16 protein-coding genes are annotated in these 16243 nt (G+C 67.3%); 5 read left to right on the forward strand and 11 right to left on the reverse strand.

What is annotated here, in order from left to right; all coding sequences use genetic code 11:
* Positions 1-68 precede the first annotated feature (68 nt).
* Positions 69-305 carry a hypothetical protein gene (locus LO55_RS10965; RefSeq protein ID WP_040775231.1) on the forward strand — a complete coding sequence of 79 codons (237 nt, stop codon included), beginning with the start codon at positions 69-71 and terminating at the stop codon, positions 303-305.
* 58 nt (positions 306-363) lie between these two features.
* Here LO55_RS10965 and LO55_RS10970 read toward each other — a convergent pair whose 3' ends face one another.
* Complete coding sequence (locus LO55_RS10970; RefSeq protein WP_071363762.1) at positions 364-1863, reverse strand: class I adenylate-forming enzyme family protein; 1500 nt, start codon at positions 1861-1863, stop codon at positions 364-366.
* Between the two features lie 196 nt (positions 1864-2059).
* Here LO55_RS10970 and LO55_RS10975 point away from each other — a divergent pair, with 196 nt between their 5' ends.
* Genes LO55_RS10975 through LO55_RS10990 form a run of 4 tightly spaced genes read left to right on the forward strand, consistent with a single transcriptional unit; the run spans position 2060 to position 5155 of the window.
* Positions 2060-2962, forward strand: a complete 903-nt coding sequence (locus tag LO55_RS10975) for a formate dehydrogenase accessory sulfurtransferase FdhD (protein WP_071361485.1) — start codon at positions 2060-2062, stop codon at positions 2960-2962.
* Complete coding sequence (locus LO55_RS10980) at positions 2963-3670, forward strand: ABC transporter permease (protein ID WP_071361486.1); 708 nt, start codon at positions 2963-2965, stop codon at positions 3668-3670.
* Positions 3667-4320 carry an energy-coupling factor ABC transporter ATP-binding protein gene (locus tag LO55_RS10985; protein WP_005665511.1) on the forward strand — a complete coding sequence of 218 codons (654 nt, stop codon included), beginning with the start codon at positions 3667-3669 and terminating at the stop codon, positions 4318-4320. Before LO55_RS10980 ends, LO55_RS10985 begins: the two co-directional genes overlap by 4 nt.
* Positions 4321-4351: 31 nt before the next feature.
* The gene (locus LO55_RS10990; RefSeq protein WP_071361487.1) at positions 4352-5155 is read left to right on the forward strand and encodes an ABC transporter substrate-binding protein; all 804 of its coding nucleotides are present in this window, start codon (positions 4352-4354) and stop codon (positions 5153-5155) included.
* Between the two features lie 7 nt (positions 5156-5162).
* Here the strand turns inward: LO55_RS10990 and LO55_RS26310 are convergent, their stop codons facing one another.
* From LO55_RS26310 to LO55_RS11040, 10 genes are all read right to left on the reverse strand, one after another.
* Positions 5163-6128, reverse strand: a complete 966-nt coding sequence (locus LO55_RS26310; protein WP_143054501.1) for a zinc ribbon domain-containing protein — start codon at positions 6126-6128, stop codon at positions 5163-5165.
* Positions 6129-6241: 113 nt separating this feature from the next.
* The gene (locus tag LO55_RS11000) at positions 6242-8653 is read right to left on the reverse strand and encodes a catalase (protein WP_005665516.1); all 2412 of its coding nucleotides are present in this window, start codon (positions 8651-8653) and stop codon (positions 6242-6244) included.
* Between the two features lie 321 nt (positions 8654-8974).
* Entirely contained in the window at positions 8975-10438 is a 1464-nt protein-coding gene (gene rng / locus LO55_RS11005) for a ribonuclease G (RefSeq protein WP_071361489.1), read from the reverse strand.
* A gap of 69 nt (positions 10439-10507) precedes the next feature.
* Positions 10508-11125: a Maf family protein gene (locus tag LO55_RS11010; protein WP_071361490.1), complete on the reverse strand. Its 618-nt coding sequence runs from the start codon at positions 11123-11125 to the stop codon at positions 10508-10510.
* A gap of 41 nt (positions 11126-11166) precedes the next feature.
* A complete protein-coding gene (gene rlmH, locus LO55_RS11015; protein ID WP_071361491.1) occupies positions 11167-11637 on the reverse strand; it encodes a 23S rRNA (pseudouridine(1915)-N(3))-methyltransferase RlmH in 471 nt (156 codons plus the stop codon).
* 8 nt (positions 11638-11645) lie between these two features.
* A complete protein-coding gene (gene rsfS, locus LO55_RS11020) occupies positions 11646-12362 on the reverse strand; it encodes a ribosome silencing factor (RefSeq protein ID WP_071361492.1) in 717 nt (238 codons plus the stop codon).
* On the reverse strand, positions 12362-13048 hold the full coding sequence (locus tag LO55_RS11025) for a nicotinate-nucleotide adenylyltransferase (protein ID WP_071361493.1): 687 nt from the start codon (positions 13046-13048) through the stop codon (positions 12362-12364). Before LO55_RS11025 ends, rsfS begins: the two co-directional genes overlap by 1 nt.
* The gene (gene hemF, locus LO55_RS11030; RefSeq protein WP_071361494.1) at positions 13045-13956 is read right to left on the reverse strand and encodes an oxygen-dependent coproporphyrinogen oxidase; all 912 of its coding nucleotides are present in this window, start codon (positions 13954-13956) and stop codon (positions 13045-13047) included. Before hemF ends, LO55_RS11025 begins: the two co-directional genes overlap by 4 nt.
* A 131-nt stretch (positions 13957-14087) precedes the next feature.
* Positions 14088-15353 (reverse strand): phosphoribosylamine--glycine ligase, encoded by a 1266-nt coding sequence (gene purD, locus LO55_RS11035; RefSeq protein ID WP_071361495.1) that lies wholly within the window; start codon positions 15351-15353, stop codon positions 14088-14090.
* 12 nt (positions 15354-15365) lie between these two features.
* On the reverse strand, positions 15366-16091 hold the full coding sequence (locus LO55_RS11040) for a YebC/PmpR family DNA-binding transcriptional regulator (RefSeq protein WP_005665525.1): 726 nt from the start codon (positions 16089-16091) through the stop codon (positions 15366-15368).
* Between the last annotated feature and the right edge of the window lie 152 nt (positions 16092-16243).

Below are 16243 nucleotides of genomic sequence, written 5' to 3' on the forward strand. Positions count from 1 at the left end.
GTTGGCGCGCCGCCGGCCCGCGGTTCGGGCGACAATGTGCGCCAGGACGATATGGAAGGGAACGAGGCATGTACATGGTGTACTGGACGGTCGTGGATGACGAGGGGGCGCAGCCGCATTCCGAATCGTTCGATACCAGCGAGATGGTGGCGGCGATGCAGTTCATGGAAGCGCTGCGCGCGCGCCAGCGCGCCGGCGAAGGCGTGCGCTTCATCACCATGTGCTCGGAGCATCCGGACGTGGTCGGGCATCCCGGCGTGGACGTCACCGGTCCCGATTACAACTGGAAGAAGCGGCGAAGGTAAGGAACTTGGGTCCGCGCCTGCGCTGGGAGTCATTGCCGCCAGTGGCGGGAATGACGTGTCACGGCAGGCGGCTCTTCAGGATCTTGCCGCTCGGCGCCGCCGGCAGCGCGTCCATGAACACGATGCGCGCCGGGCGCTTGTAGGGCGCCAGGCGCGGGCGCAGCCAGGCCTGCAGCGCCGCCTCGTCGACCCCGCGCGCCTCGACGAAGGCCACCACTTCTTCCTCGGCCGCCGGCAGCGGCCGGCCCACCACGGCCGATTGCACGACCGCCGGATGCGCGTTCAGCGCCGTCTCGACTTCCAGCGGATAGACGTTGAAGCCGGAGCGGATGATCAGCTCGCGCGTGCGGCCCAGCAGGAACAGGGCGCCGTCGGGATCCTGGCGCGCCAGGTCGCCGGTCGCCAGCCAGCCGCCCGCAGGCAGTGCGGCGCTGCTCGCGGCCGGGTCGCGGTAGTAGCCGCGCATGCGTCCCGGACTGCGTATCCACAGCTCGCCGGCCTCGCCCTGCGCCACGTCGAGACCATCGCGCGCCACGATGCGCACCTCGACGCCGGGGATCGGCAGGCCGACCGACGTGTCGGTGCGCGGGGCGTCCAGGCGGGTCTGGCTGACGGTCGGACCGCCCTCGGTCAGGCCGTAGCCGTTGTGCAGCGGCAGGCCGAACATGGCTTCGACCGCGCGCTTGAGGACCGGGTCGAGCGGCGAGCCGCCGGCGTAGCAAAAGCGCAGGCGCGACGACAGCGGCCTGGCCGCGTCCTCCACGATCGCCAGCAGGCGGGCATACATCGCCGGCACGCCCTGCACAATGGTCAGCTCGCCGGCGCGGATCGCGGCCAGCAGGGCCGGGGCATCGAAACGCGGCGCCAGCTGCAGGCAAGCGCCCGCGTACAGGGTGCCGAGCAGCACCGAGGTCAAGCCATAGACGTGGGAGATCGGCAGGCCGCCCCAGGCGCGGTCTTGCGGGTTCAAGCCGCGCAGCCGGCTCGAGGTCGCGGCCACGAACAGCAGGCCGGCGTGGCTCAGCATCACGCCCTTGGGCTGGCCGGTGGTGCCGGTGGTGTACATCAGGGCCGCGACCTGGTCGGCGCCCGCTTCCACCGGCTCGGGCACGCAGGTGGTGTCGAGCGGGCTGGCCAGCAAGCCGCCAGTCACGCTGTCCGCGCCCGCGCAGGGCAGGGCGCCGCCGCGCGCCGCGTGGCGGGCGGCGTCCGGTGAGCTGGCCGTGAGGTAGAGCACGCGCCGCGCGCCGCTGTGCGCGCGGATGGTGTCCAGTTCGCCCTCGCTCAGGCGGGCGTTGGCGATGACGCTCCAGGCGTCGATGGCGGCGGCGGCGAACAGCAGCGCCACCTGGGCCACGCAGTTCTCGGCCACCAGCAGCACGCGGTCGCCGGGGCGCACGCCGAGATCGCGCAGCAGCGCCGCATACGCATCGGCGGCGCTGGCCAGCTGCGCATACGACCAGGTGCGGCCGTCCTCGACGAGGGCCGGGGCGTCCGGGCGACGGGCGGCCCCATGGCGCAGGATGTCGCTGATGCGGCGAAATTCGGTGGACTGCATGACGGTGAATGGATCGACGGGGCAGATGTTATACCGCCTGGCGCGGCGCATCGCAAGCGAACTTGCATAAACGTAAATGATTTCAGCCGTGCGCCGGCCCTGGAGGTTTATACTATTTTTGTAAAACCGCCAACAACCAACAGGAGACAGTGTCTTGGCCAGGAAGGACGCAAGCGGCAACGGGTTGCACAGCGTGATGCGCAGGGATGCGCGCCATGGGTCTGCGGCCGGCCGGCCGGTGCTGTCCGAGGCGCGCGCCGTCCTGACCCACGAGGTGCTGGCCATCGACGAGCGCGGACGCCGCTCCGGCATCGCCATCCCCGCCGAACGGCCGCTGACGATCTACGTCGACCGGCGCGAGCTGGTCACCCTGATGACGCTGGGCGGCGCGCCCGAGGCGCTGGTGCTGGGCTACCTGCGCAACCAGCGCCTGGTGCGCGCGCTGGAAGACATCGTGTCGATCCAGGTCGACTGGTCGGTGGACGCGGTGGCCGTGGTCACGCGCCACGGCATCCAGGACGTCGAGGCGCGCACCGCGAAGAAGGTGGTCACCACCGGCTGCGGCCAGGGCTCGGTGTTCGGCGGCCTGATGGACGAGGTGGACCAGATCGCGCTGCCGGCGCAGGCGCGCCTGGCGCAATCGAGCGTCTACCGCATCGTCGACACCATCCGCACCCAGCAATCCGTTTACAAGCAGGCCGGCTCGGTGCACGGCTGCGCGCTGTTCACGGGGGGCGGAGACTTGCTGTACTTCGTCGAGGACGTGGGCCGCCACAACGCGGTCGACGCCATCGCCGGCCTGATGTGGCTGGACGGCGTCGACGGCGCCGACAAGGTGTTCTATACCACCGGCCGGCTCACGTCCGAGATGGTGATCAAGGGCGCCCAGATGGGCATTCCCTTCCTGCTGTCGCGCTCGGGCACGACGCAGATGGGCCAGATGGTGGCCGAGCGGGTCGGCATGTCGCTGCTGGCGCGCTGCAGCGGACGCCATTTCCTGCTGCTGGCCGGGCACGAACGCCTGGTGTTCGAGCCGCAGCTGCTGGATACGCCCTACGTCCGTCCCGACCTGCGCGCCGACCCCGAACCGCGCAACTAGATGGCCCTGCTGGACGCCACCGCGCACGCCTTCACGCTGCTGTTCAGCGGCGACGCGGCCCTGTGGCACATCGTCTGGGTCTCGCTCAAGACCAGCCTGCTGGGCCTGATGCTGGCCACGCCGCCGGCGGTGCTGCTCGGCTACCTGATCGCCATGCACCGCTTTCCGGGGCGCCGCATCGCGGTCTGGCTGGCCCAGGCAGCGCTGTCGCTGCCCACCGTCCTGATCGGCCTGCTGCTCTACCTGATGCTGTCGCGGCGCGGGCCACTGGGCGGGCTCGAATGGCTGTTCTCGCAGCCGGGCATCGTGCTGGGCCAATGCATCATCGGCCTGCCGGTGCTGCTGGCCTTCACGCTGGCGGCGGTGCAGGCGCTCGACCCGCGCTACGCCGAGACCGCGCTCGCCCACGGCGCTTCGCGCGTGCGGGTGATGTTCACCGTGCTGCACGAGGCGCGCTACGGCGTGATGGCGGCCGTGATCAGCGGCTTCGGGCGCGTGATCTCGGAAGTCGGTTGCGCGCTGATGGTGGGCGGGAATATCGAGGGCGAGACGCGCACCATCACCACCGCGATCGCGCTCGAGACCAGCAAGGGCGAGTTCGCCCAGGGCATCGCGCTGGGCATCGTGCTGGTGACGCTGGCGCTGCTGATGAACGGCGTGCTGGTGCTGCTGCAGGGCGAGGCGCACAACCCCGGGGCCCGGCTATGACGGCACTACTCACGGTGCACGGCCTGCGCAAGGCCTACGGAGAGCGCCTGCTGTTCGACGTCGCCCGGCTCGAGATCGAGAAGGGCGGCGCCTACGTGCTGACCGGCGCCAACGGCACCGGAAAAAGCACGCTGCTGCGCATGCTCGGCGGCCTGGAACGCTGCGACGCCTGCACGGTCGAATTCGAAGGCAGCCGCCTGCCGCTGTACCCGTATCCGCGCCAGCTGCGGCGCGGCATCGTCTACGTGCACCAGCACCCGATCATGTTCTCGACCAGCGTCGGCCACAACATCGCCTACGGCCTGCTGGCGCGCGGCGTGGACCGGCAGCTGGTGCGCGGCCTGGTCGACGAGGCGATGGCCTGGGCCGGCGTGCTGCACCTGCGCGACAACGATCCTGCGCGCCTGTCGGGCGGCGAGAAGCAGCGCGTGGCGCTGGCGCGCGCGCGTGTGCTGCAGCCGCGCCTGTTGCTGCTGGACGAACCCACGGCCAACCTCGACGGCGCGGCGCGCGAGCAGGTGATCGGGCTGATCCCGACCCTGGTCGAGCAGGGGGCCAGCGTGGTGATGGCCTGCCATGACCGCGACCTGATCAACCTGCCCGGCGTGCGGCGGCTCAAGCTGCGCGAGGGGCGATTGGAAGTACGCTGAACCACGTCCCATTACAACAAGGAGAAAGACCATGCAACGCCGTTCACTGCTCGCCGTCCTGCTGTGCGCCACCTTCGCCTCGCCTTCGCTGCTGGCGCAGGAGGTGATCAAGCTGTCCACCACCACCAGCACCGAGAACTCGGGCCTGCTCAAGCACCTGCTGCCGGTGTTCGAAGCCAAAACGAATACCAAGGTCCACGTGATCTCGGTCGGCACCGGCAAGGCGCTTGAACTGGCCAAAAACGGCGACGTCGACGTGACCCTGGTCCACGCGCGCGCGATGGAAGACAAGTTTGTCGAAGAAGGCTGGGGCGTGGACCGGCGCGACGTGATGTACAACGACTTCATCGTGGTCGGCCCGGAATCCGACCCGGCGCGCATCAAGGGTTCGAAGGACGTGGTCGACGCCTTCAAGCGCATCGCCGGCGCGAACGTCAAGTTCATCTCGCGCGGCGACAACTCGGGCACCGACGTGATGGAAAAGGGCTACTGGCAGCGCGCCGCCGTCAAGCCGCAGGGCGCCAACTACGTGTCGGCCGGCCTGGGCATGGGAGAAGTGCTGAACATGGCCGCCGAGATGCGCGCCTACACGCTGACCGACCGCGCGACCTATGGCGCCTACAAGGCGAAGACGGGGCTGGCCATCGTGGTGGAAGGCGACAAGCGCATGTACAACCCCTACGGCATCATCGCGGTCAATCCCGCGAAGCACGCGGGCGTGAACTACAAGGGCGCGAAACAGCTGATCGAGTGGATCACCTCGCCCGAAGGGCAGGCGCGCATCGCCTCGTTCAAGCCGGCCGGCGAGCAGCTGTTCTTCGCGCCGCTGCGCTAAAAGCCTGTCAGCGCGACGGGTCGTTCATGCCGGTCAGGCTGACCACCTGGCCGTCCTTGACCACGACGCCATCCTCGAGCACGAACGTCGAGGCGCCGTTGACGTCCGGGAGTTCGAGCTCGATCGTGTCGCCGCGCTGCACGAAGCTGCCGCGCGCCGCGCAGGTGCCGAACATCGGCGTCGGCTCGAGCCCGGCCGCGTCGGCCAGCAGGAAGAAGAACAGGGTCTCGCAACTGGCGCCGCGCCCGCCGCTGCTGGCCATCAGGATCGCCTCCTTGCCGCCCGAGAGCGTAAAGCTGCGCAGCGGGAACTGCCAGCCGGCGTCCTCGCCGCTGAACAGGACCCTGCCGCCCAGGGTGACGGCGCGGCTGCCGTCGGCATTCGTACGGCGGTCGAGCAGGCCGGCGACGGTCGACAGCGAGGCCGGCAGGTTGTCGGCATTGCTGTCGACGAGGCCGCGCGCGGTGACGCCGGCGTCGTTCGCGCGCGCCGGCGCTTCGTCCTGATCGCGCTGCACCGTGACCGCGCGGCCGGCCTCGTCGACGTCGGGCGCGAGCATGGCGGCCAGCACGCCCAGGACGATGGCGGCGATGGTGATGCCGATCCCCCACTGCGACCACTTTCGCTGGACCCGGTTGAAGTGTTCCAGGCTGTCCCACTGCTTGTTCTTCCAGGCCATCTCGCGCCCCTTGAAGCCGAGCCAGAACGCCATGATCCAGCCGACATAGGGAACCATCGCCAGCAGTCCGATCCAGCTGCGGTTGCCGATCGCCCAGATCCAGTTGAGCAGGAAGGCGCCCCAGCTCCAGCCCTTTACTCCTTCCGGAATGCCGTCCGGGATGCCGCCATCCGTCTGCGGCGCAGGCGCGGAAGGCTTGTCCAGGTTGACCGGGCTCGTGCCGGCGGCCTTGCCGCACACGGAGCAATAGGCGGCGTCGGGCGCCATCTGCGCGCCGCAATGTGAACAGAACATCGGAAGTCTTTCCTGCAGGTTAAAAAAACGGCGCCGCGAACTGCGCGGCGCCGCTGGACGATTATAACGATCGGCGCGGGCGGGAAACTAACTCTTTCCCACCGTGGCCGGGATCAGACCGATGGCGGATCGGTCTCGCGCGCGAACACGCGGTGCGCGCTCAGGGCCGTCTTGAAGGCGTCGAGCGCCGCGTCGGCATTGGCCGGGTCGCCCAGGATCAGTCCCGGATCGGCCGAACCGTCGGGCAGCTTCTGCGGGATCATGGCTTTCGTCAGCAGGTCGGAACCGCTGCCGTAGGCCAGGATCGGCTTGCCGTGACGGTACTGCTCGCGCAGGAATTCCAGCACCTGGGCATTCTTCGCCAGCGCCTCGGCGGCCGCGGCGCCGTCCGGCACGATCACGCCGTCATACATCACCGACGGCCCGGCCTCGACCGAGATCTCGACGTCGATCGGATCGCCATCGACCGCCGTCACCTTGCCCAGCATATTGCCGACCATGCGCGGCACGGCGCCGTCCTTGAGCAGGCTGGCGTATTGCTTCTTGACCGCCTTGTCGTCCACGCCGCTCGCGACCAGCACCGCGACGCGGCGGCCCTTGATGCCGACCTGGCCCGGGCGGCTCAGCAGCGACAGCGCGGGCGACGGCGGGTACGTTGGGATCGGCGCATCGGTCGCCAGCGGCAGCGGCTCCGGCACTTCCAGGCCCAGGCCCTCGGCCACGCGCGCCACCAGAACCGCGTCGACGTTCGCCAGCAGGGCCAGCGTGCGGATGCGCACCGCCGGCGTCTGCACCCGGGTCAGCTCGAAGCGGAAGGCGTTGACGATGTGGTTCTGCTCGGCCGGCGTCTGGCTTTGCCAGAACAGGCGCGCCTGCGAATAGTGGTCGGCGAACAGCTCGGGCTTGCCGCGCACCTTGTCCTCGCTGATGCGCTCGGGGAAGCTCATGAAGCCCATGCGGCCGGCCTGGAACGGACAGCCGCCGCCCAGCGAATTCGGCTCGTAGTTCACGCGGCCGCGGTTGATCGCCTGGCGGTGGAAGCCGTCGCGCTGGTTGTTCTGGATCTGCACGATCGGCGAGTTGATCGGGATCTCGTGGAAGTTCGGGCCGCCCAGGCGCGTGAGCTGGGTATCCTGGTAGGAGAAGTTACGGCCTTGCAGCAGCGGATCGTTGGTGAAGTCGATGCCCGGCACCACGTGCGAGGTGCAGAACGCCACCTGCTCGGTCTCGGCGAAGAAGTTGTCGGGGTTGCGGTCCAGGACCAGCTTGCCGACAGGGCGCAGCGGCACCATTTCTTCCGGCACGATCTTGGTCGGGTCGAGCACGTCGAACGGGAAGCTGGCGGCCTGCTCTTCGGTGAAGATCTGCAGGCCCAGTTCGTACTCGGGGAAGTTGCCGGCTTCGATCGCTTCCCACAGGTCGCGCCGGTGGAAGTCGGGATCGGCGCCCGAGATGCGCACCGCCTCGTCCCACACCAGCGAGTGGGTGCCGGCCAGCGGCGTCCAGTGGAATTTCACGAAGCGCGATTCGCCCTGCGCGTTCACCAGGCGGAAGGTGTGCACCCCGAAGCCCTGCATGGTGCGGTAGCTGCGCGGGATGGCGCGGTCGGACATCGTCCACAGCAGCATGTGCGCGATCTCGGGCGACAGCGAGGCGAAGTCCCAGAAGGTGTCGTGGGCGGTGGCGGCCTGCGGCATGGCGTGGTGCGGTTCCGGCTTGGCGGCATGCACCAGGTCGGGGAACTTCATCGCGTCCTGGATGAAGAACACGGGGATATTGTTGCCGACCAGGTCCCAATTGCCTTCCTCGGTATAGAACTTGACGGCGAAGCCGCGCACGTCGCGCGCGGTATCGGTCGAGCCGCGCTCGCCGGCCACGGTCGAGAAGCGCACGAACACCGGGGTACGCTTGCCCTTCTTCGAGAACGGCACCGCCCGCGTCAGGTCGCTCAAGTCTTCATAGGCCTCGAAATAGCCATGGGCGGCCGAGCCGCGCGCATGCACCACGCGCTCGGGAATGCGCTCATGGTCGAAGTGCATGATCTTTTCGCGCAGGATGAAGTCTTCCAGCAGCGTCGGGCCGCGTAGGCCGGCCTTGAGCGAGTGCTGGTTGTCGGCGACCGGCACGCCCTGGTTGGTCGTCAGGTGGCGCTTGGCCGGGTCGACGCGCACGCGGTCGAGCGGGTCCGTGGTCGGGTTCTCGCCCTCCGGCGGATTGCCGTCGCCCACCTTGTCGTTGGCGATGATCTCGCTGGCGGTGCTGCCGGTGGCGGCATGCGTCGACGGCTTGAACTGCTCGCCTTCAGTCGGCGTGCGCGCCGCCTCGCCGTATTCGCTGGCCTTGGTGGCGTTATAGGGGCGGTCGGCCGCCAGTTCCTGCTCGGACGGGATCTTGTCGAGCAGGCGGTCGGCGACCGGGTTGCTGACACCCAGGCTCTTCGGTGGATCGGCGTCCGAGGGACCGGAAACGGTGCTCAGGATCGAGCCGGCGCCATCGACAGGGCTGGAATGGTTGGAAGTGGTCATTCTTGTCCTCGCTGGTTGTAGGGTTATGAAATAACCTCAACAACATAGCTCAGCAAGAAAACCCATCTCTGTGAGATGACACACACAATGCAATAAATGCATCAAATTATTTCTATCGGCTTGATAGCGGATGGCTATTGCAAGCTCGGTCCACGACCTGGCGCACCTCGAGCGAGCGCAGCCATTTGACGTAGCGAAGGCGAGGGCAAAGGCGAAATGCGGCCGGATGGATAGCGCAGGCCCTGCATGGGTTTGCCCTTCGGTTGGTCGTCGCGTCGTGAACTACGCGGCCTTGGCCGAACCGGATGCCCGGCACCGGACCTACATCAGGATGACGTCGTACTGTTCCTGGTGATACCCCTTCTCGACCTGCAGCGAAATGCGCTTGCCGATGAAGTCGCCCAGCATGGCGAGATGCTGCGATTCTTCTTCCAGGAACAGGTCGACCACCTCCTGCGAGGCGACGATGCGGAATTCGCGCGGGTTGAACTGCTTGGCTTCGCGCAGCAGTTCGCGCAGGATCTCGTAGCAGATCGTGCGGCTGGTCTTCACCTGCCCCTTGCCCGAGCAGGCCGGGCAGGGTTCGCACAGGATGTGGGCCAGCGATTCGCGGGTGCGCTTCCTCGTCATCTCGACCAGGCCCAGGGCCGAGAAGCCGCTCACCGAGACCTTGGTGCGGTCGCGCGCGAGGGTTTTCTTGAGCTCGGCCAGCACCGCGTTGCGGTGCTCGTTGTTCTCCATGTCGATGAAGTCGAGGATGATGATGCCGCCCAGGTTGCGCAGGCGCAGCTGGCGCGCGATGGCGTGCGCCGCTTCCAGGTTGGTTTTGAAAATCGTGTCGGCAAAGTTGCGGCCGCCGACATAGCCGCCGGTGTTGACGTCGATGGTCGTCATCGCCTCGGTCTGGTCGACGATCAGGTAGCCGCCCGATTTCAGGTCCACGCGCCGGCCGAGGGCGCGCAGGATTTCCTCTTCCACGCCGTACAGGTCGAACAGCGGCCGCTCGCCGGTGTAGTGCGCCATGCGCGACAGCACGCTCGGGGTGTAGACCTGGGCGAATTCGGCCAGCTTGAGGAAGTTCTCGCGCGAGTCGACCTGGATGCTGGCCGTCTCGTCGTGCACGAAGTCGCGCAGCACGCGCTGGGCCAGGCTCAGGTCCTGGTACAGCAGGGTGGTGGGCGGCAGGGTGCGCGCGCCCTGCACGATGGCGCCCCAGGTCTTGCGCAGGTAGTCGACGTCGGCGGCGATGTCGTCGCTCGACGCTTCCTCGGCCATCGTGCGCACGATGTAGCCGCCTTTTTCCTCGGCCGGCAGCAGGCTTTGCAGGTGCGCGCGCAGGCGTTCGCGTTCGGCTTCCTTTTCGATCTTCTGCGAGATGCCGATGTGGTGGTCCTGCGGCAGGTACACCAGCATGCGGCCGGCGATCGAGATCTGGGTGGAGAGGCGCGCGCCCTTGGTGCCGATCGGGTCCTTGATGACCTGCACGGTCAGCACCTGGCCGTCGAACAGCAGTTTTTCGATCGGGGTAGGCGGGGCGTTGCCGCCGTCGTGGCTGCGCGCTTCCCAGATGTCGGCCACGTGGAGAAAAGCGGCGCGCTCCAGGCCGATGTCGATGAAGGCCGACTGCATCCCCGGCAGCACGCGCACCACCTTGCCCAGATAGACGTTCCCCGCCAACCCGCGCGTGAGCGTGCGCTCGATGTGCAGCTCCTGTACCGCGCCCTGCAAGACCAGCGCCACGCGCGTTTCCTGCGGTGTGATGTTGATGAGGATGTCTTCGTTCATGGACCCTGCCGTGCGTATTGTTCAGGGTGACATGATACACGCGCCGGCCGTGGGGCCGAAGCGGTGGAATCAGATTGCCAGGCCCGCCTTGCGCAGCAGGTTGGCGGTCTCGAACAAGGGCAAGCCCATGATGCCCGAATGGCTGCCCTCGATGTGTTCGATGAACAGCGCCGCCGGACCCTGGATGCCGTAGCCGCCGGCCTTGTCGTAGGGTTCCAGCGTGGCGCAATAGGCCCTGATCCGGGCCGGGGTGAGGGTGGCGAAGCGCACGTTCGACACTTGCGTGACCTGCTCGGCCACGTGCTGGGAATGCACGGCCACCGAGGTCAGCACCTGGTGGGTGCGGCCGGACAGGCGCTCCAGCATGGCGACCGCCTCGCGGTTATCCGCCGGCTTGCCGAGGATCTCGCCGTCGATGGTGACCGTGGTGTCGGCCGTCAGCACCGGCCGCAGCGGCTGGCGCCGCTGCAGCAGGAGGTTGAAGGCGAAGGCGCCTTTGGCCCGCGCCACGCGCGCCACGTAAGCGTGGACGTCTTCGCCCGGCAGCACATCCTCGCTGACGTCGACCGCGCGGCCCGGGTCGCTGCGCAGCAGCATCAGTTCGAAGTCGACCCCGATCTGGCGCAGCAGTTCGCGCCGGCGCGGGCTCTTGGAAGCGAGGTAGATTTTATTGTGCTGGTTTTTCATCGCTGTTCTTGACCGCTGTTCTTGACTGATGCCGGGCCGCTTCAGACCCGGTGGTAAGGATGGTTCTGGGTGATCGACCAGGCGCGGTAGAGCTGTTCCGCCAGCATGACCCGGACGATTCCGTGCGGCAGGGTCATGCTGGAGATGCGGATCAGTCCTTCGGCGCGCGCCTTCAGTTCGGGATCGAGGCCGTCGGCCCCGCCGATCAGGAAGGCGGTGTCGCGGCCGTCGCGCTGCCAGGTTTCCAGTTGCTGCGACAGACCGACGCTGGTCAGGTCCTTGCCGCGCTCGTCCAGGGCGATGATGCGCACGCCCTTCGGCAAGGCCGCCTCGATGCGCTCGCGCTCGAGCGCCATCGCGGTGGCCGCGGTCTTGCTGCCGGAGCGCTCGACCGGCTTGATCTCCTTGAGCACGATGCGCAGCTCGGGCGGCATGCGCTTCGTGTACTCGGTGAAGCCGGACTCGATCCAGGCCGGCATCTTGTGGCCGACCGCGGCAATGATCAACTGCATGAGAACCCTTACTCAGCGTCCTTCTTGATGCGGCGGATCACCTTCTTGACCGGCGCATCGGCGGCCGGGGCGGCCTTCGGTGCGGCAGCCTTGCTCACGCGCTTCGGCGGCTTGGCCTTGGTCGCTTCGACGGCGGCGACTTCGGTCTTGCTCGGTGCGACCTTCACGGTCTTGCCGGTCGGGACTGCCTTGGCGGCGGCTTTCTTGGCGGCCGGTTTCTTGACGGCGGTCTCGGTCGTGGCCGCGGCCTTGGTCGCGCGCTTGGCGGCCGGCTTGCGTTCGTTGACCGGCTTGGCTTCTTCCTGCGCCTGGTTGGCGGCCAGGTGCTTCGACTTCGGCTTGACGGCGTCGGCTTCGATGCCTTCAGCGGTCGACTTGCGCTTGGCGGCGCCCAGCTTGACCGGCTTCTCGCCCCAGATTTCCTCGAGGCGGTAGTATTGGCGGATGGCCGGCTGCATGATGTGGACGATCATGTCGCCCAGGTCGACCAGCACCCATTCGCCGGTGTCTTCGCCTTCCAGGCCGACCACGTCGCCGCCCGCCGCCTTGACCTTGTCGCGCACCGAGGCGGCCAGCGCCTTGGTCTGGCGGTTCGACGTACCCGAGACCACGGCGATGCGGTCGAACAGGCTGGTCAGGTGAGTCGTGTCGAACAGGACGATGTCCTGGCCCTTCACATCTTCCAGGGCGTCGACGACGAGGGTTTGCAGTTTCTTGATATCCATTAGTTTTTGTACAGGTTATGTTGTTGAATATAGTCTAGCACTTGCGCCATCCCGAGCGCGCTTGCATCCGCGCCGGATTGCAAGGCCGCGCGCAGCTGGCTGGACGAGAGATCCACGTCCAGCGTCGGCGCAAGGCAGACTTTTCCATGCGCCAGCAGGCGCACGGTGTCGGGCGTTGCAAGCCGCGTCGACAGTTCTTGGGCCACCACCGGCGGCAATGCTTCCTGCGCCAGGTCGTAGCCGGGGCGTGTCGCCACGCCCAGGTTGGCAAGGGCGAACAGTTCGCGCCACTCGTTCCAGCTGTCGAGCTTGCGCAACTGGTCGGCGCCCATCAGGAACACGATCGAGGTGCGCGGACCCAGTTCCGCGCGCAATGCGCGCAGGGTTTCGACCGTATACGTTGGCGTTTTCCGTTCGATTTCCTGCAGGTCGATCGTGACCGGCAGGCTCGGGCTCTTCAAGGCCTCGAAAGCCAGTTCCAGCATCGCGACCCGGTCGCGGTCGCTGGCCTGGAGGCCATTCTTTTGCCACGGCTGGCCGGCCGGCAGGATGCGCAAGGCGTCCGGCCGCAACAGGCCGGCGAACAGCCGCGCCAGCGCGACGTGGCCCTGGTGCACCGGATCGAAACTGCCGCCGAGGACGGCGACGCAGCGGTTGCGCCCGGACGCGCCGGCGGCCAGGGTCACGGCGCCAGCCAGTCCCGGTGCACCAGGAAGTCGGAGTACAGCCGTGCCTCGGGGCTGCCGGGTTCGGGATGCCAGTCGTAGCGCCATTTGACGATCGGCGGCATCGACATCAGGATCGCCTCGGTCCGTCCGCCCGACTGCAGGCCGAACAGGGTGCCGCGGTCCCACACCAGGTTGAACTCGACGTAGCGGCCGCGCCGGTAGGCCTGGAAGTCGCGCTCGCGTTCGCCATACGGCTGGTCCTTGCGGCGCTGCAGGATCGGCAGGTAGGCGTCCAGGAAGCGCTCGCCGACGGTCCTAACCATGGCGTACGACTGCTCGAAGCCGAGCTCGTTGAAATCGTCGAAGAAGATGCCGCCCACGCCGCGCGGCTCCTTGCGGTGCTTCAGGTAGAAGTAGTCGTCGCACCAGGCCTTGAAGCGCGGATGCAGTTCGTCTCCGAACGGCGCCAGCGCGTCGCGGCAGGCCTGGTGGAAGTGGCGCGCGTCCTCGACTTCGCCGTAATACGGGGTCAGGTCCATGCCGCCGCCGAACCACCAGACCGGTTCCTTGCCGGGCGCGGTCGCTTCAAAAAAGCGCACGTTCATGTGCACCGTCGGAGCGTAGGGGTTACGCGGATGCAGCACCAGCGACACGCCCATCGCTTCCCAGGCGCGGCCCGCCAGTTCCGGACGCACGGCGGTGGCCGACGCCGGCAGCGTAGCGCCGCGCACATGCGAGAAGTTGACGCCGCCCCGTTCGAGGACATTGCCTTCCTCGACCAGGCGCGAGATGCCGCCGCCGCCTTCGGGGCGCTGCCATTCTTCGCGCAGGAACGGTTTGCCGTCGACCTGTTCGAGACCGTGGACGATGCGCGCCTGGAGCTCGAGCAGCCAGGCCTTGATGGCGGCGGGATTGGGGGAAGACATGAAGAGTGACCGACTGGGAATGAAAAGTGGGCCGATTGTACACCGGCCCACGAAATAGCTACATCTGGCGTTGGTTGCGAAAGGCGTGGAGCCTGCCGGGGCAGGCTCGGAAAAGCCTTCTGAGGGCGGCTTTACTTGACGCCGCGCCAGCCAATGTCGCGCCGGTACTGCGCGCCATTGAAGTGGATCCTCTCGACGGTTTCATACGCCTGCTTCTGCGCCATCTTGACGCTGTCGCCCAGGCCCACCACGCACAGCACGCGGCCGCCGCTGGTCTGCAGCTTGCCGTCCACCAGGCGGGTGCCGGCGTGGAAGGTGATGCATTCCGGCGCTTCTTGCGGGATGCCGTCGATGACGTCGCCCTTGCGCGGGCTGTCCGGATAGCCGGCGGCCGCCATCACGACGCCCACGGCGGTGCGGCGGTCCCATTCCAGCTCGACCGTGTCGAGGGTGCCGTTGCAGGCGTGTTCCAGCACGGTCGCGAAGTCGCTCTTCAGGCGCGCCATGATCGGCTGGGTTTCCGGGTCGCCCATGCGGCAGTTGAATTCGAGCGTGCGCGGGTTGCCGTCGCTGTCGATCATCAGGCCGGCGTACAGGAAGCCGGTGAACGGGATGCCGTCGCGCGCCATGCCCTGGATGGTCGGGTTGATAATCTCGCGCATCACGCGCGCATGCATCGACGGCGTCACGATCGGCGCCGGCGAGTAGGCGCCCATGCCGCCCGTGTTCGGGCCCTGGTCGTTGTCCTTCAGGCGCTTGTGGTCCTGGCTGGTGGCCAGCGCCAGCACGTTCTTGCCGTCGCACATGACGATGAAGCTGGCTTCCTCGCCGGCCAGGAATTCTTCGATCACGATGCGGGCGCCGGCGTCGCCGAAGGCGTTATCGGACAGCATGTGGTCGACCGCAGCGTGGGCTTCTTCCAGCGACATCGCGACCACCACGCCCTTGCCGGCCGCCAGGCCGTCGGCCTTGATAACGATCGGCGCGCCGTTGGCGTCGATGTAGGCGTGGGCCGCGGCGGCATCCGAAAACGTTTCGTACTTCGCGGTCGGGATGCCGTGGCGGTGCATGAAGGCCTTGGCGAAGTCCTTCGAGCTCTCGAGCTGGGCCGCCTCGCGGGTGGGACCGAAGATCTTGAGGCCGCGCGAGCGGAACAGGTTGACGATGCCGGCCGCCAGCGGCGCTTCCGGGCCGACCAGGGTCAGGGCCACGCCTTCACGCACCACGAAGTCGGCCAGCGCCTCCGGCTCAAGCACGTCGACCGTCACCAGGCGATCGTCGAGCGCGGTGCCGCCGTTGCCGGGCGCGACGAAGACCGTCTGGATGCGTTCCGATTGGGCCAATTTCCACGCCAGCGCGTGTTCGCGGCCGCCCGAGCCGACTACGAGGATTTTCATATTCGCTACCAATTATTCTTCGATCACGGCGTTGGTGAAGACTTCCTGGACGTCGTCCAGGTTTTCCAGCGCATCGAGGAGTTTCTGCATCTTGACCGCGTCCTCGCCCGTGAACACGGTCTCGGTGGCGGGCTTCATGATGACTTCGGCCACTTCGGCCTTGAAGCCGGCGGCTTCCAGGGCCTCTTTCACGGCGGAGAAGGCGTGCGGATCGCACAGCACCTCGAAGCCGCCTTCTTCGTCGGCCATGACGTCGTCGGCGCCGGCTTCGAGCGCGGCTTCCATCAGTTTGTCTTCGTCGACGCCCGGCGCGAACAGGAACTGGCCGGTGTGCTTGAACATGAAGGCGACCGAGCCTTCGGTGCCCATATTGCCGCCGAATTTGCTGAAGGCGTGGCGCACTTCGGCCACGGTGCGGACACGGTTGTCGGTCAGGCAGTCGACGATGATCGCCGCGCCGCCGATGCCATAGCCTTCGTAGCGCACTTCCTCGTAGTTGACGCCTTCGAGTTCGCCCGAGCCTCGCTGGATCGCGCGGGTGACGTTATCCTTCGGCATATTCGCGTCCGCGGCCTTCTCGACCGCCAGGCGCAGGCGCGGGTTGGAAGCGATGTCGCTCCCGCCCATGCGCGCGGCCACGGTGATCTCCTTGATCAGGCGCGTCCAGATCTTGCCGCGCTTGGCGTCGGTAGCGGCTTTCTTATGCTTGATATTGGCCCATTTGCTGTGTCCAGCCATGTCGAGAATTCCTTAGACGGTATGCAAGAGTGGCCGATATTCTAGCATAGGCCCCCCTTGCAAATTCGTCGCCGGGCACGTCGAAAAACCTGCTGCGCGTTGCATTTTCGGTCTGCGATGCTCGCTGTACTATAGTACAGCTGCGCTTCTCG

This window comes from Massilia timonae (assembly GCF_001866515.1).
GTDB lineage: Bacteria > Pseudomonadota > Gammaproteobacteria > Burkholderiales > Burkholderiaceae_D > Telluria > Telluria timonae.